This window comes from Clostridium sp. MCC328 (assembly GCF_018785465.1).
Classification (GTDB): Bacteria; Bacillota; Clostridia; order Lachnospirales; family Lachnospiraceae; genus Pilosibacter; species Pilosibacter fragilis.
Window position 1 is genome coordinate 150934 of the sequence record NZ_WQPW01000018.1, and the last position, 22062, is coordinate 172995.

The following is a 22062-nucleotide window of genomic DNA, read 5'->3' on the forward strand; positions in this document are numbered from 1 at the left end:
TCAGCAGGCGAAGGTACGGAACAGTTACGAAACGGCAGGATATAAAGGAGGAAACAGCCATGAATATCATTGCGGCAGTAGATAAACACTGGGCCATTGGAAACAGAGGAAAACTCCTGGTGACGATCCCGGATGACCAGAAGCTTTTCCGTGAGGAGACAAAGGGAAAAGTGATCGTCATGGGAAGAAAGACACTGGAAAGTCTTCCGGCAGGACAGCCATTGGCAGGACGAAAAAATGTGGTCCTCACGAGAGATGAGGCGTACAAAGTAAAAGGATGCGAGATCTTTCATAATTTAAAGGATGCCATGGAATTCTTAAAACAGTTCAAGTCGGAGGACATCTACATCATTGGCGGCGCTGAAATTTACGAGGCATTCCTCCCGTACTGCGACACAGCCCACATCACATGGATCGATTACGAGTACATGGCGGACACCTGGCTTCCGAACCTGGATAAAGACCCGGACTGGGAAGTTACAGCGGACAGCGATGAGCAGACATATTTTGATCTCTGCTATGAATTCCGCAGATATGAGCGGACTGGAAAGAAAGCGCTGGAACTGGGAGAAGTCTAGAAATTGTCAGGTACAGCTGCAGAAAAGAAGTGGGCTTGTGAAAATAATCGTAACGATTCAGTACCTTCCTAGTTACGTGCAAAAATCCATTCCAGATCAGCTTCGCTGATGGGATTTTTGTCTTCCAGTCTATGTTTTCTTACGGTCAGCGCAGCAAGTGCGCAGAACTACTGAACAGTTACAAATAATCACTGCGTTACAGGAAAGTGATACAGAAGTACAGAAAAATAAAGGAAACTATGTTGCGCATCCAGGCAAAAGATGATAAAATATCTCTAATATTGCCATATTGCTGCAAGAACAGCGGGCAATAAGTGTGTGTGAATGGTCTGATATCCGAAAATGAATCGGAGTCGGATCTGCAATCAGTGTGTGATGGATGAGAAAGCAGTTATTGTGCTGCAATCGTATGACTTCTGTGCCGCAAAGCTCAGGCGCAGAAAGACCCAAGAAACAGGAGGTATGGGATATGTACCCTATTTTAGAGGCAAAAAAGCTTGCAGATAAGATCTATCTGATGGTCGTAAAAGCCCCGAGAATTTCCGCGAACTGCAAACCGGGTGAGTTTGTGATCGTGAAGATGGATGAGAAGGGCGAGCGCATTCCGCTTACGATCTGTGATTATGACCGTGAGAAGGAGACGATCACCATCGTATTCCAGACAGTGGGCGCGTCCACAGAGCGTATGTCCGCATTACAGGCAGGGGATTCCTTCCGCGATGTTGTCGGACCGCTTGGAAACCCGTCCGATTTCGTAAATGAAGACATTGAAGAATTAAAGAAGAAAAAATATCTGTTCGTTGCGGGCGGTGTCGGAACAGCTCCGGTATATCCGCAGGTAAAATGGTTAAAGGAACATGGGATCGATGTTGATGTCATCATGGGATCCAAGACAAAGGATCTGCTGATCCTTGAGGAGGAGATGAAGGCTGTTGCCGGAAATCTCTATGTGACAACAGATGACGGCTCTTACGGACACAAGGGAATGGTTACCGAGGTCATCAAGGATCTTGTCAACAATCAGGGTAAGAAATACGATGTCTGCGTTGCGATCGGACCGATGATCATGATGAAATTCGTATGTCTTCTCACAAAAGAACTTGAGATTCCGACAGTCGTAAGCTTAAACCCGATCATGGTAGACGGAACCGGTATGTGCGGTGCCTGTCGTGTGACCGTAGACGGCAAGGTGAAATTCGCCTGCGTAGACGGACCGGAATTTGACGGACATGCCGTAAACTTCGACGAAGCAATGAAACGTCAGCAGATGTATAAGACCGAGGAAGGCCGTGCACTTTTAAAACTCCGTGAGGGCGATACCCACCACGGCGGATGCGGTAACTGCAGCGAATGATCGGTGATATGGAGGAAATGACATGGATGGAATGAAAAAAGTCCCGGTAAGAGAGCAGGAGCCGAAGGTTCGCGCAACGAACTTCGAGGAAGTCTGCTATGGATATAATGAAGAAGAGGCAGTCGCAGAGGCGTCCAGATGCTTAAACTGCAAAAACGCGAGATGTGTACAGGGATGTCCGGTTAAGATCGATATCCCGGCATTCGTAAAAGAAGTAAAAGAAGGAAATTACGCAGAGGCTGCAAAGGTCATCGGCAGATCCTCCGCGCTTCCGGCTGTCTGCGGACGTGTCTGCCCGCAGGAGAGCCAGTGCGAGGGCCAGTGTGTCCGCGGCATCAAGGGCGAGGCTGTCTCCATCGGTAAGCTCGAGCGTTTCGTAGCTGACTGGTCCAGAGAGAACGGTGTCGTTCCGGAGAAGCCGGAGAAGACAAACGGCATCAAGGTCGCTGTCATCGGTTCCGGTCCGTCCGGTCTTACCTGTGCAGGTGATCTCGCGAAACTTGGCTACGAGGTAACGATCTTCGAGGCTCTTCATGAGCCGGGTGGAGTTTTAACCTACGGTATCCCGGAATTCCGTCTCCCGAAACAGGGTGTCGTACAGCCGGAGATCGAGAATGTGAAGAAGCTCGGTGTTGATATTGAGACAAACGTAATTATCGGTAAGTCTGTAACGGTCGACGAGCTGATGGACGAGGAGGGCTACAAGGCAGTCTTCATCGGTTCCGGTGCCGGACTTCCGAGATTCATGGGAATCCCGGGTGAGAACGCGAACGGCGTATTCTCCGCGAACGAGTACCTCACAAGAAGCAACCTGATGAAGGCGTTCCGCGATGACTACGATACTCCGATCGCAGCAGGAAAGAAGGTTGCTGTTGTCGGCGGTGGAAACGTTGCGATGGATGCAGCGAGAACCGCTCTCCGTCTCGGTGCGGAGGTTCATATCGTATACAGAAGAAGTGAGGCTGAGCTTCCGGCAAGAGCGGAGGAAGTTCACCACGCAAAGGAAGAGGGAATCATCTTCAACCTCTTAACAAACCCGACGGAGATCCTGACCGATGAAAAGGGCTGGGTAAAGGGCATGACTGTAAGAAAGATGGAACTCGGCGAGCCGGATGCATCCGGAAGACGCCGTCCGGTAGAGATCGAAGGTTCCGACTACACCATCGATGTCGATACCGTCATCATGGCTCTCGGTACTTCCCCGAACCCGCTGATCTCCTCCACAACAGGTGGACTTGAGATCAACAAGCACAGATGCATCGTTGCAGATGAGGCAAATGGCCAGACATCCCGCGAGGGTGTATTCGCAGGCGGAGATGCCGTAACCGGTGCCGCTACCGTAATTCTCGCCATGGAGGCAGGAAAAGCAGGAGCACGCGGAATCCATGAGTATCTGAGCGGTAAGAAAGCAGAATAATAAAAAGCAGGCCGTATACCGGGTCCGCTGACGTGGTCCGGCTGCGGGTGCGTAAATCATAATTATATAGAGAGCTGCCGTTGGAAGGGGATTCTTCCGCTGGCGGCTCTTTATGCTTATACCGGGGGCAAAAGGTCAGAAGTCCGACGCGAGCCTGCCTGTAGGAGGATTTTTGACCTTGGGACCCGGCCGGAGCGAAGCGAAGACGTGGGAGCACGCAGTGCGGAGCAATTCGGTATAGGAAATAGAGAAAACGGAGGAAAAAGAACATGAGCAGTCCCATGACCCAGGAACAGCGCTACATAAAAATGACAGAGACACCGATTTCACGGCTGATCCCGAGCCTTGCGGTACCAACGATCATCAGTATGCTGGTGACATCTATCTATAACATGGCGGACACCTTTTTTGTGAGCCAGATCAGCACCAGCGCGTCGGCCGCTGTGGGTGTCAGCTATTCCCTGATGTCCATGATCCAGGCCCTGGGATTTACCCTTGGAATGGGAAGCGGAAACTATCTATCGAGAGTCCTCGGAAGCCGGGATACGGAAAAAGCGGAGCGGATCGCCTCCACGGGGTTTTACTCCGCAATTTTTGTGGGACTTCTGTTTGCGCTGATCTGCCTGCCGAATCTTGACCGGGTGGTGCGGCTTTTAGGAGCTACCGATACCATCGCGCCATATGCGAAGGATTATGCCAGATACATTTTGATCGCGGCTCCGGTGATGACGGGAGCATTATCCATGAATAACCTTTTAAGATTTCAGGGACTGGCGGTTTACTCCATGATCGGGATCACCACCGGAGGAATCTTAAATATGATTTTAGACCCGATCTTTATTTTCGGTCTGGACCTCGGAATTTCCGGCGCGGCGCTGGCAACAGCGATAAGCCAGTGCATCAGCTTCGGGATCCTGTTTTTCCAGAGCTTATTAAGAAAAGATTGTGTCCATTTAAAGCCGGGAAAGATCACACTCTCCCTTTCACTCTACGGAGAGATCCTCCACGGAGGAATCCCATCCCTCTGCCGTCAGGGCGTTGCAAGTATTGCCACTGCGGCATTAAACCTTGCGGCAAACCCCTTCGGGGACGCGGCAATCGCGGCACTTTCGATCGTGAGCCGCTACATGATGTTTATCGGCTCCGCCATGATCGGATTCGGGCAGGGCTTCCAGCCGGTGTGTGGATTCAACTTCGGAGCGAAGCGGTATGACCGTGTGCTGGAGTCCTTCTGGTTCTGTGTGAAGGTTTCAGCGGTATTTCTGATGACACTGGCGGTTGTAAGCTTTATCGGCGCGCCGCAGATCATGCGGGTGTTCCGGAAGGAGGATCTTGACGTGATCGAGATTGGAACCTGGGCGATGCGGTTCCAGTGCCTTACCCTGCCGCTTTCCGCCTGGATCGTTATGTCCAACATGCTGACCCAGACCATCGGATACGGATTCCGGGCGTCCTTCGTCGCTGCAGGCCGTCAGGGACTGTTCCTGATCCCGGCCCTGTTCGTTCTTCCGGTCCGGTTTGGAATCCGAGGGCTGCAGTGGTGCCAGCCGGTGGCGGATGCTCTGACATTTGTGCTGGGAGCGGTGATCGTACTTGGGATTTTGAAGGAGCTGAAAGGAAAAGCAGCGGAAGCGGATAAAGAACCGCGGAATGTGGCCTGAATATAGATTTTTGAGTGAAAATATGTATGAAGAAAGGGAGAGCAGCGATGCTCTCCCTAAATATTATATTTAAGTTAAAAGTCCCATAAAATAAGGATTTTTTAGAACTTACCTTCATCAGCAGCCTGCTGTACGGAAACAGCAACAGCAACTGTCGCACCAACCATCGGGTTGTTGCCCATACCGATCAGACCCATCATCTCAACGTGAGCCGGAACGGAGGAGGAACCTGCGAACTGTGCGTCAGAGTGCATACGGCCCATGGTATCTGTCATACCGTAGGAAGCCGGACCTGCTGCCATGTTATCCGGGTGAAGGGTACGGCCTGTGCCGCCGCCGGATGCTACGGAGAAGTACTTCTTGCCTTTTTCTACGCATTCCTTCTTGTATGTACCTGCAACCGGATGCTGGAAACGTGTCGGGTTTGTGGAGTTACCGGTGATGGAAACGTCTACGCCCTCTTTCCACATGATCGCAACGCCCTCTGTTACGTCGTTAGCACCGTAGCAGTTTACCTTTGCACGCGGGCTTTCCGGATCAGCGGAATAGCACTTGCGGAATACTTCCTCAACCTCGCCGGTATAGTAGTTCATTTTTGTCTCAACATATGTGAAGCCGTTGATACGGGAGATGATCTGTGCCGCATCTTTTCCAAGACCGTTTAAGATAACGCGGAGCGGTTTTTTACGAACCTTGTTTGCTTTCTCTGCGATACCGATCGCGCCCTCAGCAGCAGCGAAGGATTCGTGTCCTGCGAGGAAGCAGAAGCAGTCGGTCTCTTCCTCAAGGAGCATCTTACCGAGGTTACCATGTCCAAGACCTACTTTTCGCTGGTCAGCAACGGAACCCGGGATACAGAAAGCCTGAAGACCTTCACCGATCGCAGCAGCAGCGTCTGCGGCACGGCGGCAGCCTTTCTTGATCGCGATCGCAGCGCCTACCGTGTAAGCCCAGCATGCGTTCTCAAAGCAGATCGGCTGGATCTTCTTTACCTGATCATATACGTTAAGGCCAGCATCCTTTGTGATCTTCTCAGCTTCTTCGATGGATGCGATGCCATAGCTGTTTAATACGGAATTGATCTTGTCAATTCTTCTCTCATAGGATTCAAATAATGCCATTTTATTCTCCTTCTTCCATTAAACCTCACGGAAATGTCACGTCAGTTATTCTTTGTGAAAACGGGAAACGCGAACTCCGCGCTGCTCCGTTTGCGTAGCGTAAAATTTCCCACAAGGCGTGAAATTTTACTTTACTCCTGACGCGGATCAATGATCTTCACTGCATCTGCTACGCGGCCGTACTGTCCTTTTGCCTTCTCGTAAGCAGTTGTCGGATCGTCGCCTTTTTTGATGAAGTCAGTCATCTTGCCAAGGTTTACGAACTGGTAACCGATGATCTGGTCCTCAGCGTCAAGAGCGATACCGGTTACATAGCCTTCAGCCATCTCAAGGTAACGCGGTCCTTTCTTTAAAGTACCGTACATGGTACCAACCTGGGAACGGAGACCTTTACCGAGGTCCTCAAGACCTGCGCCGATCGGAAGTCCTTCTTCGGAGAATGCGCTCTGAGTTCTTCCGTAAACGATCTGGAGGAAGAGCTCTCTCATTGCTGTATTGATCGCATCACAGACAAGGTCTGTGTTTAATGCTTCGAGGATCGTTCTGCCCGGAAGGATCTCTGCTGCCATAGCTGCGGAGTGGGTCATACCGGAACATCCGATGGTTTCTACAAGTGCTTCCTGAATGATACCCTCTTTTACATTCAGGGTCAGCTTACAGGCACCCTGCTGCGGAGCACACCAGCCAATACCGTGTGTCAGACCGGAAATATCTTTGATTTCCTTAGACTGTACCCATTTCGCTTCCTCCGGGATCGGAGCTGCGCCATGGTTCACGCCCTGCGCAACCGTGCACATCTGTTCTACTTCATGTGAATAAATCATGTTGAGACTCCTTTCAATATATGGTTCTTAATGCTCGTTAAAAAAATCACATCATACCCGTTTCATTTTCTCACAAAAATCATGTTTCGTCCATACCTTTTTCCAAAATATTCAAATTTTGAGAAGTAATTTTAACAGAAATCGGAGTTATGACAGGACAGCAGAACCTGGGATTTCTTATAGTGGAACGAGTTTTATATCTCGGAAAATCATGTTCTAAATATGTCTTGGCACATCCATATGCCTGGCATAGATGTTCGCGGCGGCAAGCAATTTCATACTGGTGTGCATTGCAGATTACTGTACACGGGTAGGAATTTTCTGAACTGAAAATTCCGTACAGGACAGTAGTGGTAGTGGATTTTGCCGATTTGGCATGCGGCATCTTTTTGAAAGGAAAATCATTGTAAACCAGACATTTCAGCGTTATACTAAAAGGAACGTAACTTCGTCTTCCTGGATCTTCAGATCCTGGGAGCACATAAACGGAGGTGGATAAATGGATCCTCAAAAAAATGATCTGACAGAACAGGAAGAACTGAAAATTCTCGGAGAGATCCTGGAAGCGTACATCGACACACCGATCAAAAAAGACGCATTTCTGATCAGTGATCTCGGGCTTGATTCCTTCCTGATCGTATACTTTATATCGGAAGTGGATGACCGGTTCGGCGTGACGATCGAGATGCCGGAACATGTGGAATATATGACGGTCCAGGACATGCTGGATCAGCTGAATCAGAAAAACTGACTGCCAGAAAATTGCGGACAGCATCAAATTCTAGAACAACTGCCGAAGAAAATTTTGGCTGGTGTCTATGAAAAACATAAACGGCAGCTGATTTTGGACATGCGGGGAAAACAGGCAGGAAATATACAGGAGCATACATATGGAAAAAACACTTGAAGAAAAGAAGGAACTTGCGGCAAAAGTGATTGCGGCATTAAAAAAAGAATACCCGGATGCCGGCTGCACCCTGGATTACAACGAGGCGTGGAAACTTTTAGTCAGTGTCCGTCTTGCGGCTCAGTGTACCGACGCCAGAGTCAATGTGGTAGTCCAGGATCTCTACAAAAAGTTTCCGGATGTGAAGGCATTGGCGGAAGCAGATGTGGACGAGATCGAGGAGATCGTCCGCCCCTGCGGCCTTGGAAGAAGCAAGGCCCGGGACATCAGCGCCTGCATGAAGATTCTTTACGAGCAGTATCACGGAAACGTACCGGACGATTTCGATGCCCTCTTAAAGCTTCCGGGCGTTGGAAGAAAGAGTGCAAACCTTATTATGGGGGATGTATTCGGGAAACCGGCGATCGTCACTGATACCCACTGTATCCGCCTGACGAACCGGATCGGTCTTGTGGACGGGATCAAGGAGCCGAAAAAAGTGGAGATGGCTCTCTGGAAGATCATCCCGCCGGAAGAGGGCAATGATTTCTGCCACAGACTTGTAGAACATGGCCGGGCTGTCTGTACAGCGCGGACGAAACCGTACTGTGACAAATGCTGTCTGGCAGAATTTTGTGAGAAGAACGGAGTGGAGTAAAGAGACATGGAGATAAAGACAGGAATTTCATTGCAGACAAAGCAGCAGCTTTCGCAGCTTCAGGTAGAGTCTCTGAATATTCTGGCAATGTCCATGACGGAGTTAAAGGATTTTCTGCAGAATGAGGAGATCGAAAATCCGCTGGTGGAATATACATCGGGAAAAGAAGAAGCAGCGCCGATTACCTATAAAGAGACGGAACGGTTTTACAATGGTACAGACCGGGATGAGAGAAGGGAAAATGAGCTGTACGAGATTGAGGACAGCGAGAAATCATTGGAAGACCTTGTGAATACGCAGCTCCAGTGGGAGCAGATCGGGGAGACGGAACGAAAGATCGTGGACTTCTGTATCCAGTCCCTGGAACAGAGTGGATATCTGATGATTCCGCCTAAAGATATTGCGAAAGATCTTGGAGTTGCGGAAGAACAGGTGGAGGAAGTTCTCTCTATGTTGAAGGAGCTGGAGCCGCAGGGACTCTTTGCGTCAGGACTTGAAGAATGTCTTCTGATGCAGGTTCGTGGGATGGACGAGGAAGAACTCCTGTCCGACATAATAAGGAACCATCTCCAAGACATCGCGGAAGGAAAGATCAGCACGATCTCGCGGGGCTTGAAAATCTCTTCAGCAGAGGTGAGAAAACTGATCCATGTGATCAAGAACTTAAATCCGCGCCCATTAAATGGGATCGGCGGTGAGAAAGCCCAATATATTCTCCCGGATGTGATCCTGGAGTTTCAGGATGGGCAGTGGAACATCGAACTGAATGATAAATGGACTGGAAATCTCCAGGTCAGCGATTTCTACATTCATATGATGGAGACCGCCCAGGATGAGGAATTAAAATCATATTTTGAGAATAAACTGCGCAGAGCCCGCTTTATTATGAACGCGGTGGAGCAGCGCAGAACAACAATTTTGGGAATCACACGGGAAATCCTGAAACGACAAGAAGATTATTTCCTCGGAAAAGGTCAGCTGAAACCGATGACACTGGAGGATATCGGCGATGTACTGGAGATCCACAAATCCACGGTCAGCCGCGCGATCCGTGACAAATATCTGAGAGTGCCGTCGGGATGTGTCCTGTTCCGCAGCTTATTTACGACTGGAATCGTCTCATCGGACGGAAACGGCGATGTGAGCAGAAATACAGTAAAGACAAAGCTGAAAGAACTGGTTGCGGCGGAGGATAAGAAAAAGCCCTGGAGCGATGAACAGCTCGCGGGTCTTTTACAGGATGCAGGAATGCCGATATCGAGAAGAACCGTTGCCAAGTACCGGATGGAACTTGGAATTGGAGGCGTGTTCCAGAGAAAAGATGGATAAGGGTAACTGTTCAGTAGGTCTGCGCACTTGCTGCGCTGACCGTAAGAAAACTTGGGCTGGAAGGTAAAAATCCCATCGGCGTAGCCGATCTGAAATGGATTTTTGTATGTAACTGTGAGGGTACTGAACAGTTACGGATAAAAATGGGGGCTGCCGTCTCAGTGATATGTGAATATCGCTGAGCGGCAGCCCCTGATCATTTACATGGTCTCATTTTCAAATTTTTCCGTATACTTCTTCTGGATCAGATCCACTAACTCCGGTGCCTTTCCTCCGATCGGAGTGCCATTCATCTCGCAGGCCGGGGAGCAGAATTTTGTGGAGCTGGAGACAATGATCTCGTCGGCATCCATGAGTTCTGCCATGGTAAATGGTGTCTCGTCGACGATGATTCCGTTATCCTTGCAGATCTGGATGATGTGCATTCTTGTGATTCCCGGTAAAATATAGTGGTCTGTCGGGTGGGTCTTAAATACGCCGTCCTTGATGATGGAGACGTTGCTGTGGGCGCACTCAGTGACGATATCGCCGCGGTGGAAGACACATTCGCCGCATCCGAGGGACTCCGCTTTCTCTGCAGCCATGACGTTGACAAGAAGGTTCAGAGTCTTGATATTGCAGTGCAGGAAACGCGTATCCTCCATATCAGTGAGCTTTAAGCGTTTGCCGGAGTCGGCCGGTTTTCCAGGTTTCATGAAGATCCAGAGATTCGGCTTTGTTCCTTTTTCCGGGAACTGGTGCTGACGGATACCGGTTCCCCGGGTCATCTGCCAGTAGATGAAGATATCCTTATCGTCCATCTTTGCCAGCATATCATAGAGAATTGCTGCCAGCTCGTCTTTAGTATAGGGAATATCGATCTTGATCAGACCTGCGCTGTTGAAAAAACGATCCAGATGATCTTTCAGGGCGAAGATCTTTCCATTTCTTGCCAGCGTTGCCTCGTATACTCCGTCTCCGAAGTAACATGCGCGGTCGTTCATCGGAACGGTCATCTCTTCCAGAGGCCCGAATTTGCCGTTGTAGTAGCCAAGTGTTTTCATTTACATTTCCTCCTGAATTCACGAAAAATTTTTTCGGATATAACTGAAATTATTCTATTGCTATCATAGCATGGAACAGGAGGAAAGTAAAGGAAAGAGGAAGCATTTCAGCCAATGTTTTTGGACGTATTGTATAAAACGCCCTATATTTTCCCATTGTCATATGTGAGAATTTCATGTATAATATAGAATAATTGTAACTGTTCAGTAGGTCTGCGCATTTACTGCGCTGACCGTAAGAAAAATTAGGCTGGAAGGCAAAAATCCTATCGGCGCAGCCGATTTGGAATGGATTTTTGCGCGTAACTGTGAGGGTACTGAACAGTTACGCGTAATTATGAAAATCTTGCAGGGCGGAAGCAAAGCAGCTTTTCGCGGCATGGCGGCAGATATCTGGACAAGATCTGCCGGTATAAATAAAATCAGGAAAGTGCAGGAAGCTACCAATGAACATCAGTATGAACCCAAACGGCGAACTGTATCAGTCTGCTGTCAACGCGCCGGGAACGATCGAGATCCCGGAGAGTTTTTTAAATGAGGCACGTCAGTTCCGGGAATTGAATATGCGTTACACATGTGCGATCCGGGAAGTGAAGACGAAATTAGAGGTATTGAACGATGATCTGGCGATCCGGAATCAGAGAAACCCGATCCAGATGATCAAATCCAGAGTGAAGAAGCCGGAGAGTATTATTGAGAAGCTTCACCGCCGCGGTTTCCCGATCTCCGTAAAATCGGTACGGGAGAACCTTTACGATGTGGCGGGGATCCGCGTGATCTGTTCCTTCGTGGACGATATCTATACGGTGGCTGAGATGTTAGCACGCCAGGATGATATCAATGTCCTTATGGTAAAGGATTATATCCGATGCCCGAAGGTCAACGGATACCGCAGTTACCATATGATCATCGAAGTTCCGGTATTCTTTTCCGACCGGAAAGAAAATATGCGCGTGGAGGTCCAGATCCGGACCATCGCGATGGATTTCTGGGCTAGTCTGGACCACCAGATGAAGTATAAGAAAGATGTGGAAGATGCAAGTGAGATCAGTGAAGAGCTGAAGGAATGCGCTGAGGTGATCGCGCAGACAGATCTAAAGATGCTGTCGCTCCGCCGGAAGATCGAGGACCGGGAGAGTAAGGAAAATCTGCTCCAGTTCGATAAGGATCCGATGTAAGGAGCGGTTCGGGGACTTCGGAAGCGTAAAGTCCACAGCAGTCCCGATAAGGTATAACTTAATAGAGATAGCAGCACAGGGTTTCGGTGATACGGAACCCTGTTTTTTTGTACAGGGTGAGAGCCGGGGCGTTGCCGCCGGATACTTGGAGAAGGACCGGGCGTGGGGCAGTATTGTCAGCAGCGGCACCTGCGCTTCTCACGTCTGAAATATGGTACGAAGTTTCCGGCGAAAGTGGTGAATGCTCGATGGCGGCTGCGTTACCGTTCAGCAACTGTGCAAGTACTGTACTTAAAAACTTTGTCCCATATCCCTTACCGCGGCAGGATTCTTCCACTTCAAAGCCATAGAGGTAGTAGTGGGAAGGGAAGACGGAGAAGTTGATAACGGCGTGGTCAGAGTGAAAGCGGAGAGTCAGAGCGCCGTCAAGATTCAGACATTCCGAGTGAATATCAGCAATTAAATCAAGGGCACTGACATCGGATCCTGTCTGGCTGGAGCGGCAGTCAGTGATGGAAAAGTTTTCTGGCAGTAGCTTCATCATATGTTCTTCGGAATTCATTTCTGCTCCGATCGCCTCCAGAACGGCAGCAGCGGCAGAATTTCTCTTATCCGCATAAAAAATCAACTCCGAATCTTCCGGAAGTTCATCGATTCCCGCATCCAGAAGCCCAGAAAAGAGTCCATGACCGCGAAACTTCGGATCCGTGAAGGCAGAGCATTCATAGAGCAGGCCCTCTATAGGGATAAAAGCGATGGCGGAGACGATGGAACCGTCGTGTTCAAAATAGAGAAAGAGATCAGCCTCATCAAACGGGAACGAAAGTCTGGTTCTGTCAGAATCGGTGCATTTATTTACCATGGTTTGGAGCTGTCTGATCTGGGAAGAATCAAGGGAATGGACCCTGTGTAATTTCATAAAAAAATCCTCCTGAAAAAAGCCGGAAAATTTCCGAAAGTCATTTACTGGAATACCATACTGATTCCGGGCAGTGGAATGCTTTGCGGATTGCCAGAGCACGCAGTGCGGAGTGATCCTGTATCGGAGAGAGTAAAAGCTTTTTGTCTCCAATATCATGAACATAAGTATATACAGAAAAATCGACCAATTCAAGAAAAATTCCGTGCTTTTTTCTATTGCCGTTCCGCATAAGCGGTGCTAAAATGGTTGCTAGTCTTTGCGTGAGACAACAAAATGAGGAGGAAACATTATGAAGTACGTGAAGGAAATTGTGATCATCTTCGGGATCACAATGGTCGGAGAACTCTTAAATAAGTTCATTCCGCTTCCGGTACCTGCCGGAGTATATGGTCTGTTCATTCTTCTTGGCGGTCTGTGCAGCGGAATCATTAAGCTCTCTGACGTGGAAGTTACGGGAAACCTGCTTCTGGATCTGATGCCGGTGATGTTTATCCCGGCGGCTGTGGGAATTATTGATAAGATCGAAGAGCTGAAGGCTGTCATGATCCCGATGCTCATCATTACCTTCGTGACCACATTCATCGTCATGTCCATCACCGGAGTAACGGCAGAGTGGATCATCAAGAGACAGAAGAAAGGGGAGAAATAGAGATGCCGTTATATTTTGGAGTATTTGTCAGTCTTTTCGCATACCTGATCGGTATGGAATTAAAGAAGAAATTCGGCTGGCCGGTGTTAAATCCGCTGCTTGTGGCGATCATTCTCGTAATCGCGTTTTTAAAGGCCACGGGGATCACCTACACGGATTATAATGAGGGAGCGTCCTATATCAGCTATTTTCTGACCCCGGCGACGGTATGCCTTGCGATCCCGCTTTACAAGCAGCTGGAACTGTTGAAGAGAAACTTGACGGCTGTTGCGACGGCGATCACCGCGGGTGTCATCGGAAGCGTTGTCAGCGTCTATGTGATGTCCATGGTCTTTAAGCTGGAACATGTGCACTATGTATCCCTGCTTCCGAAGTCCATCACCACAGCGATCGGAATGGGCGTATCTGAGGAAGCAGGTGGGATCGTGACCATGACCATCGTGAGCATCATCATCACAGGAATTCTTGGAAATATCGTTGCGGACGGCTGGTTCAAGCTCATCGGAATCAAGGAGCCGATCGCGAAAGGCCTGGCACTGGGAACATCCGCCCATGCTATTGGAACAGCAAAGGCCCTGGAGCTTGGTGAAGTGGAAGGTGCCATGAGCAGCCTGTCTATCGCGGTAGCAGGACTTATGACGGTTGTGAGCGTGCCGATCATGTCGGGATTGATCTGATCGTTAGACGTATTTTTATAGCTGCATTGGTCCGACCAATAAATGGAGAAATGTGTCCTGAATGCATGAACCTGCGCAAATGTGTAAGCTGCTGTACGTGGCTGTGCGGGGCAAATCAATGTATCAGGGCACATTCTTTTATAAACGAAATATACCAACATTGAATTCTGTCACTGGTGAACATTCATGACCTTTGCTTCGTGATGAACGGAGTGGGGGGACACGCAATAATTTGAGAAAAAATTAAAAATGGGATGGATTTTTGCGCGGGATTGTGCAAAAATTAGATCATGAAAAAGATCTGATTTAAGAAGGAGAGAAAGCCATGGCTGAGAGTGTAAAGAAACGTTCAGAGATCGAAGAACAGGATACCTGGAAACTGGAGGACATGATCGAATCACCGGAAAAGTTCGAGGAACTCATGGACGGTGTGGAGGAGCGGATCCAGGAGTATGAGGCATACCGGGAAAAACTTGGAAACTCCGCGGAATACCTGAAGAACTATCTGACATATGATGAGTCAGTGGACGAGACGCTTTCCCTGCTTTCTGCTTACGCAATGCAGAAGCGGGATCAGGATACCTCGGTCAGCGAAAATCAGGCGCTTGTGTCGAGAGTCCGGTCCCTGGCCGTGAAGGCAATGGCGGCATCTTCCTTCGCAGACCCGGAGATCTTAAGTATCCCGGATGAGAAGATGGCAGGATTTCTTGCATCTCCGGAGCTTGCCCACTATAAGAAGCAGCTGGAACGGTTGCTGGAGAAAAAGGCCCACATGTTATCGGAGAAGGAGGAGGCGATCTTAGCTGCGGCTTCTGAGATCTCCGGAACTCCGTCATCGGTGTTTGCCCTGTTCAACAACGCGGATCTGAAATTTGAGCCGGTGAAGGATGAAAACGGAGAGCTTGTGGATGTGACCCATGCGAGATACGGAAAACTTATCGAGAGCAGGGACAGAGATGTCCGCGAGGCGGCGTTCCACTCCCTGTATGCTTCTTACCGCCAGTTTGCGAACACCGTGGCTGCGAATTATGAGGGAAATGTCAAGCAGGGAAATTTCTATGCGAGAATGAGAAAATATCCGTCCGCAAGAGCCATGTACCTGGCGGGGAATGAGATCCCGGAAAAGGTTTACGACAACCTGATCGAGTCCGTCCATAACGCTCTGCCGCTGATGCACCGGTACATGAAATTCAGAAAGAGCTATATGAATGTCTCTGAGCTCCACATGTATGATCTCTATGTGCCGCTGACGGAAGATTATGAGAAGACCTACACTTACAAGGAGGCGCAGGAGCTGATCTTAAAGGCGTTGAAGCCGTTAGGAGAGGAGTATCTGAATCTCCTGAGAACAGGATTTGAGAACCGCTGGATCGACGTCTATGAGAACGAGGGAAAAAGAAGCGGCGCGTACTCCAACAGCGCTTACGGCGTTCACCCGTATGTGCTGATGAGCTTTGATGGGACATTGAATTCTGTCCTCACGCTGGCCCATGAGATGGGGCATTCCATTCACTCCTGGTATTCCAACGAGAACCAGAGCTATACCTATGCCGGATACAGGATCTTTGTGGCTGAGGTGGCCTCCACTTGCAATGAGATTCTGCTCTTAAACTACATGATCAACGAGGCAAAGGACAGAAAAGAGAAGTTTTATCTGGTGAACCAGCTTGCGGAACGGTTCCGCACGACACTTTTCCGTCAGGCCCTGTTCGCGGAGTTCGAGTGGGAGACTTATAAGCTTTCCTGGAATGGAACCCCGCTCACAAAAGATTTGCTCTGTGGTCTTTACCATGAGCTGAATTCGGAGTATTATGGGAAAGAGACCGTGATCGACTCCGACATCGACCACGAGTGGGAGCGGATCCCGCACTTTTACATGCAGTTTTATGTGTACCAGTACGCCACCGGATTTTCGGCGGCGATGGCCATCGCGAAACGGATCCTGGCAGGCGACCCGGAGACGAAGGAAGGCTATTTCCGCTTCTTAAAAGGCGGTTGTTCCAGGACACCGGTGGAATTACTGAAGCTTGTAGGTCTTGACATGGAAGAGCCGGAGGTTGTGAATGAGGCTGTGAAGGTGTTTAAAGATCTGCTGGATGAGATGGAAGAGCTGGCGTAAAAAAATAAGTTTGGAAAAAGCGATTCTGGCCCGTGCCAATGCAGTGCGGGCCAGAGCTTATCAATTATGAAATCAGAGTTCAGTGTTTGCCGATCAAGAGATAGAGATTCGGCATGAGGGGAAGAGGCGAGTAGTTATGAGTATTTATGAGGCAATTTTTAACCGGTGTTCCGTCAGAGAATACCGGATGGAAAAGATTGAGCCGGAGAGATTGGAAGCGTTGAAACGGTATTTGAAAACCGTAGCGCTTTTAGATGAGGAAAAGCCGGTAGAATTTGAGATCGTGGACAACACCGACAAAAAGCTGAAAGTCCACGGACTCTGGAAGACGGAAGCGCCGTATTACCTTGCGGTATATTGCGGTGACGACCGCCTTTCCATGCGAAATGCCGGGTACGCAGCAGAGCAGGCAGTCCTCTACCTTACATCAAAGGAACTCGGAACCTGCTATCTCGGCGCGACAAAAGCAGGGGAGGATAAAAAAGACGGACTGAAGCGCTTTCTCGTCATCGCCTTCGGCAAGGCATCCGCAAAGCCGTTCCGCGATTCGTCCATGGCCCACAGAAACTCCCTGGCAGCTCTCTGTGCCTTCAAGGATGAACCGGGAGAACAGGTAAAGTCGCTCCTCCGCGCCGCCCGCCTCGCCCCGTCTTCCTTCAACTCCCAGCCCTGGCGATTCGTCGTTTACTCCGACCGCCTCTACATCTTCATGAAAAAGACCGCTCCTTTCTCCCGAAAAGGAGCAAAGGCATTAAAAGAGTTCAACATGGGAATCATGCTGTCCCATATCATGTTGGCTGCTGAGGAATACTGGATGAACATGGAGACGCTGGTGGAGGAGCAGTTTGCTAAGAAGGATTATAAGAATGGGGAGTATGTCTGTACGATTGTGTTTCATAGTTGAGGGAAGAAAATAGAAAATAACAGGATGCGGCATCTGGTGTAAATACTGGGTGCCGCTTTTATGTATACTTATTTCGGAAAGTCATATACGGCAAATCGTCCTCAACTTGAGGACGATTTGTACGGATGTAAACGCTGCTTTATTTTTCTTTATTTCTGAAATAAATCACTATAAGTTTCCATACATGCAAGTGTTGGTAAAAGTAAATCATTTTCGAGATAATAGATCAACAACCAGTTTGGTTGAATATGAAAATTCAAGTGGCTGTTTTTAACTCGTGGTCGTTGAAAAACTCACGATGTCGTGATAATATTTACATATACCTGCTAACAAAATAATGGAGGATATGGTATGGCAGTCAGTTATAAAAAATTATTCCATTTGTTAATAGAAAAAGATATGACGAATGCGCAGCTTCAACAGGAGGCTGGCTTTTCGGCTAATATTATCACACGTTTGAAACGAAACGGATATATTTCTTTGGAAAGCGTGGAAAGCATGTGCCGTGTTTTAAATTGTGGAGTGGATGATATTTTGGAATTTGTACCAGAGGATAATGGAGGAAGAGGGAATGATTGATACAAAAAAAGAACAGGAACGTGATGAGCTGCATCGTGCAATATGGGCAATCGCGGATGAACTGCGCGGAGCAGTTGATGGATGGGACTTCAAAAATTATGTTCTGGGTACGATGTTTTATCGTTATATTTCAGAGAATCTGTGTAATTATGTAAATAGCGGTGAGATCGATGCAGGCAATACCGATTTTGACTTTGCAAAAATGGCAGATGAAAATGCGGAGGAAGCAAGAGAGGGACTTGTAGAAGAAAAAGGATTTTTCATTCTGCCGAGCGAACTGTTCTGCAATGTTCGGGCCAATGCCGCAGATGACGAGAATTTAAATGAAACATTGGAACGGGTATTCCGTCATATCGAGGAATCTGCGAAAGGCAGTGAGGCGGAGAGTGATTTTGCCGGACTGTTTGATGACTATGATGTGAACAGCAATAAATTGGGTTCTACGGTTGCAAAACGTAATGAAAAGCTTGTGAAATTACTGAATGGTGTGGGTGAAATGAAACTGGGAGATGTGAAAGACCACTCCATTGATGCGTTTGGTGATGCGTATGAGTACTTGATGATGATGTATGCATCAAATGCCGGAAAATCTGGCGGAGAGTTCTTCACTCCAGCGGATGTATCAGAATTGCTTACACGGCTTGGAACGGTAGGAAAAACAGAAATCAATAAAGTATATGATCCGGCGTGTGGCTCGGGTTCGTTGCTTTTAAAAGCAGAGAAAGTTCTTGGCAAAGATGCAATCCGCAACGGATTTTATGGTCAAGAGATCAATATTACAACCTATAACCTGTGCCGCATTAATATGTTCCTGCATGATGTAGGATTCGATAAATTCAACATTGCATGTGAAGACACTTTGATTAGTCCGCAACACTGGGATGATGAGCCATTTGAGCTGATCGTGTCCAATCCGCCATATTCGATCAAATGGGCGGGAGAGGAAAATCCACTGCTGATCAATGACCCACGTTTTGCACCGGCGGGAGTTTTAGCACCGAAAAGTAAAGCAGATATGGCGTTTATTATGCATAGTCTGTCATGGCTTGCCTCCAACGGAACTGCCGCTATTGTATGTTTCCCGGGAATTATGTACCGCGGAGGTGCAGAGCAGAAAATCCGCAAGTACTTAGTTGATAACAACTATGTGGATTGTATCATTCAGCTGCCGAGTAATCTGTTCTTTGGTACTTCAATTGCAACCTGTATCATGGTCATGAAGAAGAATAAGACAGATAATAAGACGTTATTTATTGATGCTACAAATGAGTGCGTGAAGGTTACCAACAATAATAAACTGACACCAGAGAATATTGAGCATATTGTAGATGCGTTTGCAAAGAGGGAAGAAGTAAAGCATTTTGCACATCTGGCAAGTTATGAGGAAGTATCCGGCAATGATTATAATCTATCGGTATCTACATATGTTGAAGCTGAGGATACCAGAGAAAAAATTGATATTGTGAAGTTGAATGCTGAAATTAAAGAAATTGTTGCTCGTGAACAGGTGCTTCGTGATGAGATTGATAGAATTATTGCAGAAATCGAGGTGTGATTTTATGGGAGAACTTTTTCCAAACCAGTATTGGGGCATGGACATATGGAAACATAAGGAGTTGCCAATAATAGAATCGCATGATTTTAACTTTTTTAGATGTCTTGAATTTAAAGGCACCTATTATGGGAAAACGGTAAGTGAACTTCACTGTGGAAACCTTAGAGTAAGTAGAAAAGATAATAGGTATTCGAATCTCTTTCCAGGACAAAAACTATCATATTGGGCGGATAGTTCTCAAACGGCGAGAGCAGAGATAAAAAAGTGGAAAGCTGGTAATAATATTCTGACATTTTGGGCATATGATGACGGAAGTAGCTTTATCCCTACAATTTATCCAGTCGAAAATATTCGGATAATAGATGGTATCCATTTTGGCTTTGACAAGATTTTGAAAAAGGTTGGAAATCACGAAGAACTAACAAATCACGAAAAAGAGTTTATCAATAGAATAGAACGTGAAAAACCAGATTGTCTTGCGTATCATTCAGAAGCCAGAGCAGGAGGTATTTGCTTTTTATTTTTTGAACAAGGGTTTAAAAAACTTTCACTTCGTGAAGTTGCATTACGTTTAGGAGATTATAAAGGAAAAAACACGACAAAGGTGACTTGTGCTGTTACAAGTGATTTTAGGCCAGTATTAAAGGGATATGGTCACTATTTTTCACCAATTGCAAAGATCAATTATGATGACACGTATATAATGAGTGATGAATATTCACTGCGTAAACAAGGTGAAGATTATTCATATAAACAAATAATGGGGATGATGCGATGAGTAAATTAGCAGAGTTGATAGAAAAGTTTTGCCCAAATGGCGTGGAATATAAGGAACTGAACGAAATAGCGCATTATGCAAAAAAAAGGATTAACGCTACGGAAATCAATGAAAATACCTATGTAGGGGTTGAAAATCTACTTCAAAATAAACAGGGGAAAACGATTTCTAGTAGCGTGCCAAACAATGGAAAAGTAATTCAGTTTGAAAAAGGGGATATTCTGATAGGTAATATTCGCCCATATTTGAAAAAAATATGGTTGTCAGATTGTGCTGGGGGGACAAATGGAGATGTATTAGCGATTCAAATTAATGATAGAACTCAAATCACTCCCGAATTCTTGTATTATGTAATGTCCTCAGATAAATTTTTCTTATACGATGTACAAAATTCAAAGGGGGCTAAAATGCCAAGAGGTGATAAAGAGGCTGTTATGAAGTATAATCTCCCTGTACCTCCTCTGGAGGTACAACGTGAAATAGTCCGCGTGCTGGACTCTTTCACGTTCCTTACAGCCGAGCTTACAGCCGAGCTTACAGCTCGGAAGAAACAGTATGAATTTTATCGTAATAGACTACTGACATTTGATAACAGTATTAAAATGGTTTCATTAGCTGATATTGCTGATATTAGTACTGGCAGTAGTAACACTAATGAAGGTCTTGAAGAGGGAAAGTATCCTTTTTATGTTCGTTCACAGGAACCGTTGCGAAAAAATGAATATGAATATGATGAGACAGCTATTATTACAGCTGGTGATGGAGTCGGTGTGGGGAAGGTATTTCATTATGTTGAAGGAAAATATGCTTTGCATCAAAGAGCATACAGAATTCATATAAATACGCCAGATGTATTACCACGATACTATTTTCACTATATGAGATCAGCATTTTTGCCATATATCCAGAAAACTATGTTTCAGGGTTCTGTGGCATCTATTCGGAGACCAATGCTAAATCAATTTCCTGTTCCTATTCCATCAATGGATGTGCAAAAAAGACTTGTTAATGTACTTGATAATTTTGAATCTATCTGTACAGATTTAAATATTGGTTTGCCAGCAGAAATTGAAGCGCGTCAAAAACAATATGAATATTATCGAGATTTGCTCTTGACATTCACTGAAATGGGCAGCACGATTATGACAGACAGACAGACAGACAGACAGACAGACAGACAGACAGACAGACAGACAGACAGACAGACAGACAGAGCTGAATGCAATTAAGCTCATTCAATATGTGTTTGGGTATGTGCGAATTGAATTAGGGAGTGTTGGCAAGGTATCCATGTGTAAACGTATAATGAAAGCGGAAACAAGCTCTGATGGCGATGTTCCATTTTACAAAATTGGAACATTTGGAAAGCAACCGGATGCATATATTACCAAGCAAAAATTCGAAGAATATCGAAATACATATTCATATCCAAATAAGGGGGATATTTTAATTTCTGCAGCCGGAACAATAGGGAAAACTATTGTGTATGATGGCGAGGATGCATATTATCAGGATTCAAATATTGTATGGATTGCGAACGATGAAAGCATTGCTCTAAATCAATATTTATTATATTGCTATCAACTTCAACCTTGGGCGGTGTCCACGGGAGGAACAATTGCAAGACTTTATAATGATAATATTAGCCGAGCTAAGATTTGCGTACCGTCTTTGGAAGAACAAAAGAGAATTATTTCTATACTCAACCGTTTTGATAATCTCTGCAATGACCTGACCGCGGGTCTTCCAGCTGAAATCGAGGCACGTCAAAAGCAATATGAATATTACAGAGACAAGCTGTTATCTTTTAAAGAATTACAAAGATAAGGA

The 22062-nt window shown here is 46.9% G+C and carries 21 protein-coding genes; 17 read left to right on the top strand and 4 right to left on the bottom strand.

Annotated features, from left to right (window positions below; translation table 11 throughout):
- The first annotated feature begins 59 nt into the window (after window positions 1-59).
- From GPK83_RS03865 to GPK83_RS03880, 4 genes are all read left to right on the top strand, one after another.
- The gene (locus GPK83_RS03865; RefSeq protein ID WP_021904835.1) at window positions 60-578 is read left to right on the top strand and encodes a dihydrofolate reductase; all 519 of its coding nucleotides are present in this window, start codon (window positions 60-62) and stop codon (window positions 576-578) included.
- Window positions 579-1047: 469 nt separating this feature from the next.
- Window positions 1048-1932, top strand: coding sequence for a sulfide/dihydroorotate dehydrogenase-like FAD/NAD-binding protein (locus GPK83_RS03870; protein ID WP_215704053.1), 885 nt, complete (start codon window positions 1048-1050; stop codon window positions 1930-1932).
- A gap of 22 nt (window positions 1933-1954) precedes the next feature.
- On the top strand, window positions 1955-3349 hold the full coding sequence (gltA, locus tag GPK83_RS03875) for an NADPH-dependent glutamate synthase (RefSeq protein WP_015553564.1): 1395 nt from the start codon (window positions 1955-1957) through the stop codon (window positions 3347-3349).
- A gap of 269 nt (window positions 3350-3618) precedes the next feature.
- The gene (locus GPK83_RS03880) at window positions 3619-5010 is read left to right on the top strand and encodes an MATE family efflux transporter (protein ID WP_215704054.1); all 1392 of its coding nucleotides are present in this window, start codon (window positions 3619-3621) and stop codon (window positions 5008-5010) included.
- Between the two features lie 101 nt (window positions 5011-5111).
- Here GPK83_RS03880 and GPK83_RS03885 read toward each other — a convergent pair whose 3' ends face one another.
- Entirely contained in the window at window positions 5112-6131 is a 1020-nt protein-coding gene (locus GPK83_RS03885; protein ID WP_021904832.1) for a GGGtGRT protein, read from the bottom strand.
- A 131-nt stretch (window positions 6132-6262) separates the two neighbouring features.
- Window positions 6263-6955, bottom strand: a complete 693-nt coding sequence (locus GPK83_RS03890; RefSeq protein ID WP_015553561.1) for a hypothetical protein — start codon at window positions 6953-6955, stop codon at window positions 6263-6265.
- A gap of 499 nt (window positions 6956-7454) precedes the next feature.
- Here GPK83_RS03890 and GPK83_RS03895 point away from each other — a divergent pair, with 499 nt between their 5' ends.
- The 3 genes from GPK83_RS03895 (at window position 7455) to rpoN (ending at window position 9828) form a co-directional block, all read left to right on the top strand.
- The gene (locus tag GPK83_RS03895; protein WP_215704055.1) at window positions 7455-7706 is read left to right on the top strand and encodes an acyl carrier protein; all 252 of its coding nucleotides are present in this window, start codon (window positions 7455-7457) and stop codon (window positions 7704-7706) included.
- A gap of 139 nt (window positions 7707-7845) precedes the next feature.
- The gene (nth, locus tag GPK83_RS03900) at window positions 7846-8499 is read left to right on the top strand and encodes an endonuclease III (protein ID WP_015553559.1); all 654 of its coding nucleotides are present in this window, start codon (window positions 7846-7848) and stop codon (window positions 8497-8499) included.
- Between the two features lie 6 nt (window positions 8500-8505).
- Window positions 8506-9828: an RNA polymerase factor sigma-54 gene (rpoN, locus tag GPK83_RS03905; protein WP_117503532.1), complete on the top strand. Its 1323-nt coding sequence runs from the start codon at window positions 8506-8508 to the stop codon at window positions 9826-9828.
- A gap of 200 nt (window positions 9829-10028) precedes the next feature.
- Here rpoN and GPK83_RS03910 read toward each other — a convergent pair whose 3' ends face one another.
- Entirely contained in the window at window positions 10029-10871 is an 843-nt protein-coding gene (locus tag GPK83_RS03910) for a D-amino acid aminotransferase (RefSeq protein WP_117470720.1), read from the bottom strand.
- Between the two features lie 446 nt (window positions 10872-11317).
- Between GPK83_RS03910 and GPK83_RS03915 the strand changes: the two genes are divergently transcribed.
- A complete protein-coding gene (locus tag GPK83_RS03915) occupies window positions 11318-12049 on the top strand; it encodes a GTP pyrophosphokinase family protein (RefSeq protein WP_015553556.1) in 732 nt (243 codons plus the stop codon).
- A gap of 58 nt (window positions 12050-12107) precedes the next feature.
- Here GPK83_RS03915 and GPK83_RS03920 read toward each other — a convergent pair whose 3' ends face one another.
- Window positions 12108-12968: a GNAT family N-acetyltransferase gene (locus GPK83_RS03920; protein WP_117552574.1), complete on the bottom strand. Its 861-nt coding sequence runs from the start codon at window positions 12966-12968 to the stop codon at window positions 12108-12110.
- 292 nt (window positions 12969-13260) lie between these two features.
- Between GPK83_RS03920 and GPK83_RS03925 the strand changes: the two genes are divergently transcribed.
- The 9 genes from GPK83_RS03925 to GPK83_RS03965 all read left to right on the top strand — a co-directional run bounded on the left by GPK83_RS03925 (window position 13261) and on the right by GPK83_RS03965 (window position 22059).
- Window positions 13261-13620, top strand: coding sequence for a CidA/LrgA family protein (locus GPK83_RS03925; protein ID WP_015553554.1), 360 nt, complete (start codon window positions 13261-13263; stop codon window positions 13618-13620).
- A 2-nt stretch (window positions 13621-13622) separates the two neighbouring features.
- Complete coding sequence (locus GPK83_RS03930; protein WP_117552573.1) at window positions 13623-14297, top strand: LrgB family protein; 675 nt, start codon at window positions 13623-13625, stop codon at window positions 14295-14297.
- Window positions 14298-14622: 325 nt separating this feature from the next.
- Window positions 14623-16416 carry an oligoendopeptidase F gene (gene pepF, locus GPK83_RS03935; protein ID WP_215704056.1) on the top strand — a complete coding sequence of 598 codons (1794 nt, stop codon included), beginning with the start codon at window positions 14623-14625 and terminating at the stop codon, window positions 16414-16416.
- Between the two features lie 136 nt (window positions 16417-16552).
- Entirely contained in the window at window positions 16553-17320 is a 768-nt protein-coding gene (locus tag GPK83_RS03940) for a nitroreductase family protein (protein WP_215704057.1), read from the top strand.
- A gap of 351 nt (window positions 17321-17671) precedes the next feature.
- Window positions 17672-17899 (top strand): helix-turn-helix transcriptional regulator, encoded by a 228-nt coding sequence (locus tag GPK83_RS03945; protein ID WP_015553550.1) that lies wholly within the window; start codon window positions 17672-17674, stop codon window positions 17897-17899.
- The gene (locus tag GPK83_RS03950) at window positions 17892-19454 is read left to right on the top strand and encodes a type I restriction-modification system subunit M (RefSeq protein WP_215704058.1); all 1563 of its coding nucleotides are present in this window, start codon (window positions 17892-17894) and stop codon (window positions 19452-19454) included. Before GPK83_RS03945 ends, GPK83_RS03950 begins: the two co-directional genes overlap by 8 nt.
- Before the next feature lie 4 nt (window positions 19455-19458).
- Complete coding sequence (locus tag GPK83_RS03955; RefSeq protein ID WP_215704059.1) at window positions 19459-20232, top strand: hypothetical protein; 774 nt, start codon at window positions 19459-19461, stop codon at window positions 20230-20232.
- Window positions 20229-21461: a restriction endonuclease subunit S gene (locus GPK83_RS03960; protein ID WP_215704060.1), complete on the top strand. Its 1233-nt coding sequence runs from the start codon at window positions 20229-20231 to the stop codon at window positions 21459-21461. The genes GPK83_RS03955 and GPK83_RS03960 overlap by 4 nt, the downstream gene beginning before the upstream one ends.
- Before the next feature lie 25 nt (window positions 21462-21486).
- On the top strand, window positions 21487-22059 hold the full coding sequence (locus GPK83_RS03965) for a restriction endonuclease subunit S (protein ID WP_345941771.1): 573 nt from the start codon (window positions 21487-21489) through the stop codon (window positions 22057-22059).
- Window positions 22060-22062: the final 3 nt, after the last annotated feature.

Coding starts and splice junctions, on each gene's coding strand:
- GPK83_RS03950 (WP_215704058.1), top strand. CDS start 17,892: ATGATTGATACAAAAAAAGAACAGGAACGTGATGAGCTGCATCGTGCA.
- gltA (WP_015553564.1), top strand. CDS start 1,955: ATGGATGGAATGAAAAAAGTCCCGGTAAGAGAGCAGGAGCCGAAGGTT.
- GPK83_RS03915 (WP_015553556.1), top strand. CDS start 11,318: ATGAACATCAGTATGAACCCAAACGGCGAACTGTATCAGTCTGCTGTC.
- GPK83_RS03880 (WP_215704054.1), top strand. CDS start 3,619: ATGAGCAGTCCCATGACCCAGGAACAGCGCTACATAAAAATGACAGAG.
- GPK83_RS03925 (WP_015553554.1), top strand. CDS start 13,261: ATGAAGTACGTGAAGGAAATTGTGATCATCTTCGGGATCACAATGGTC.
- GPK83_RS03885 (WP_021904832.1), bottom strand. CDS start 6,131: ATGGCATTATTTGAATCCTATGAGAGAAGAATTGACAAGATCAATTCC.
- GPK83_RS03930 (WP_117552573.1), top strand. CDS start 13,623: ATGCCGTTATATTTTGGAGTATTTGTCAGTCTTTTCGCATACCTGATC.
- GPK83_RS03895 (WP_215704055.1), top strand. CDS start 7,455: ATGGATCCTCAAAAAAATGATCTGACAGAACAGGAAGAACTGAAAATT.
- GPK83_RS03955 (WP_215704059.1), top strand. CDS start 19,459: ATGGGAGAACTTTTTCCAAACCAGTATTGGGGCATGGACATATGGAAA.
- GPK83_RS03865 (WP_021904835.1), top strand. CDS start 60: ATGAATATCATTGCGGCAGTAGATAAACACTGGGCCATTGGAAACAGA.
- GPK83_RS03945 (WP_015553550.1), top strand. CDS start 17,672: ATGGCAGTCAGTTATAAAAAATTATTCCATTTGTTAATAGAAAAAGAT.
- GPK83_RS03870 (WP_215704053.1), top strand. CDS start 1,048: ATGTACCCTATTTTAGAGGCAAAAAAGCTTGCAGATAAGATCTATCTG.
- pepF (WP_215704056.1), top strand. CDS start 14,623: ATGGCTGAGAGTGTAAAGAAACGTTCAGAGATCGAAGAACAGGATACC.
- nth (WP_015553559.1), top strand. CDS start 7,846: ATGGAAAAAACACTTGAAGAAAAGAAGGAACTTGCGGCAAAAGTGATT.
- GPK83_RS03960 (WP_215704060.1), top strand. CDS start 20,229: ATGAGTAAATTAGCAGAGTTGATAGAAAAGTTTTGCCCAAATGGCGTG.
- rpoN (WP_117503532.1), top strand. CDS start 8,506: ATGGAGATAAAGACAGGAATTTCATTGCAGACAAAGCAGCAGCTTTCG.
- GPK83_RS03920 (WP_117552574.1), bottom strand. CDS start 12,968: ATGAAATTACACAGGGTCCATTCCCTTGATTCTTCCCAGATCAGACAG.
- GPK83_RS03910 (WP_117470720.1), bottom strand. CDS start 10,871: ATGAAAACACTTGGCTACTACAACGGCAAATTCGGGCCTCTGGAAGAG.
- GPK83_RS03890 (WP_015553561.1), bottom strand. CDS start 6,955: ATGATTTATTCACATGAAGTAGAACAGATGTGCACGGTTGCGCAGGGC.
- GPK83_RS03940 (WP_215704057.1), top strand. CDS start 16,553: ATGAGTATTTATGAGGCAATTTTTAACCGGTGTTCCGTCAGAGAATAC.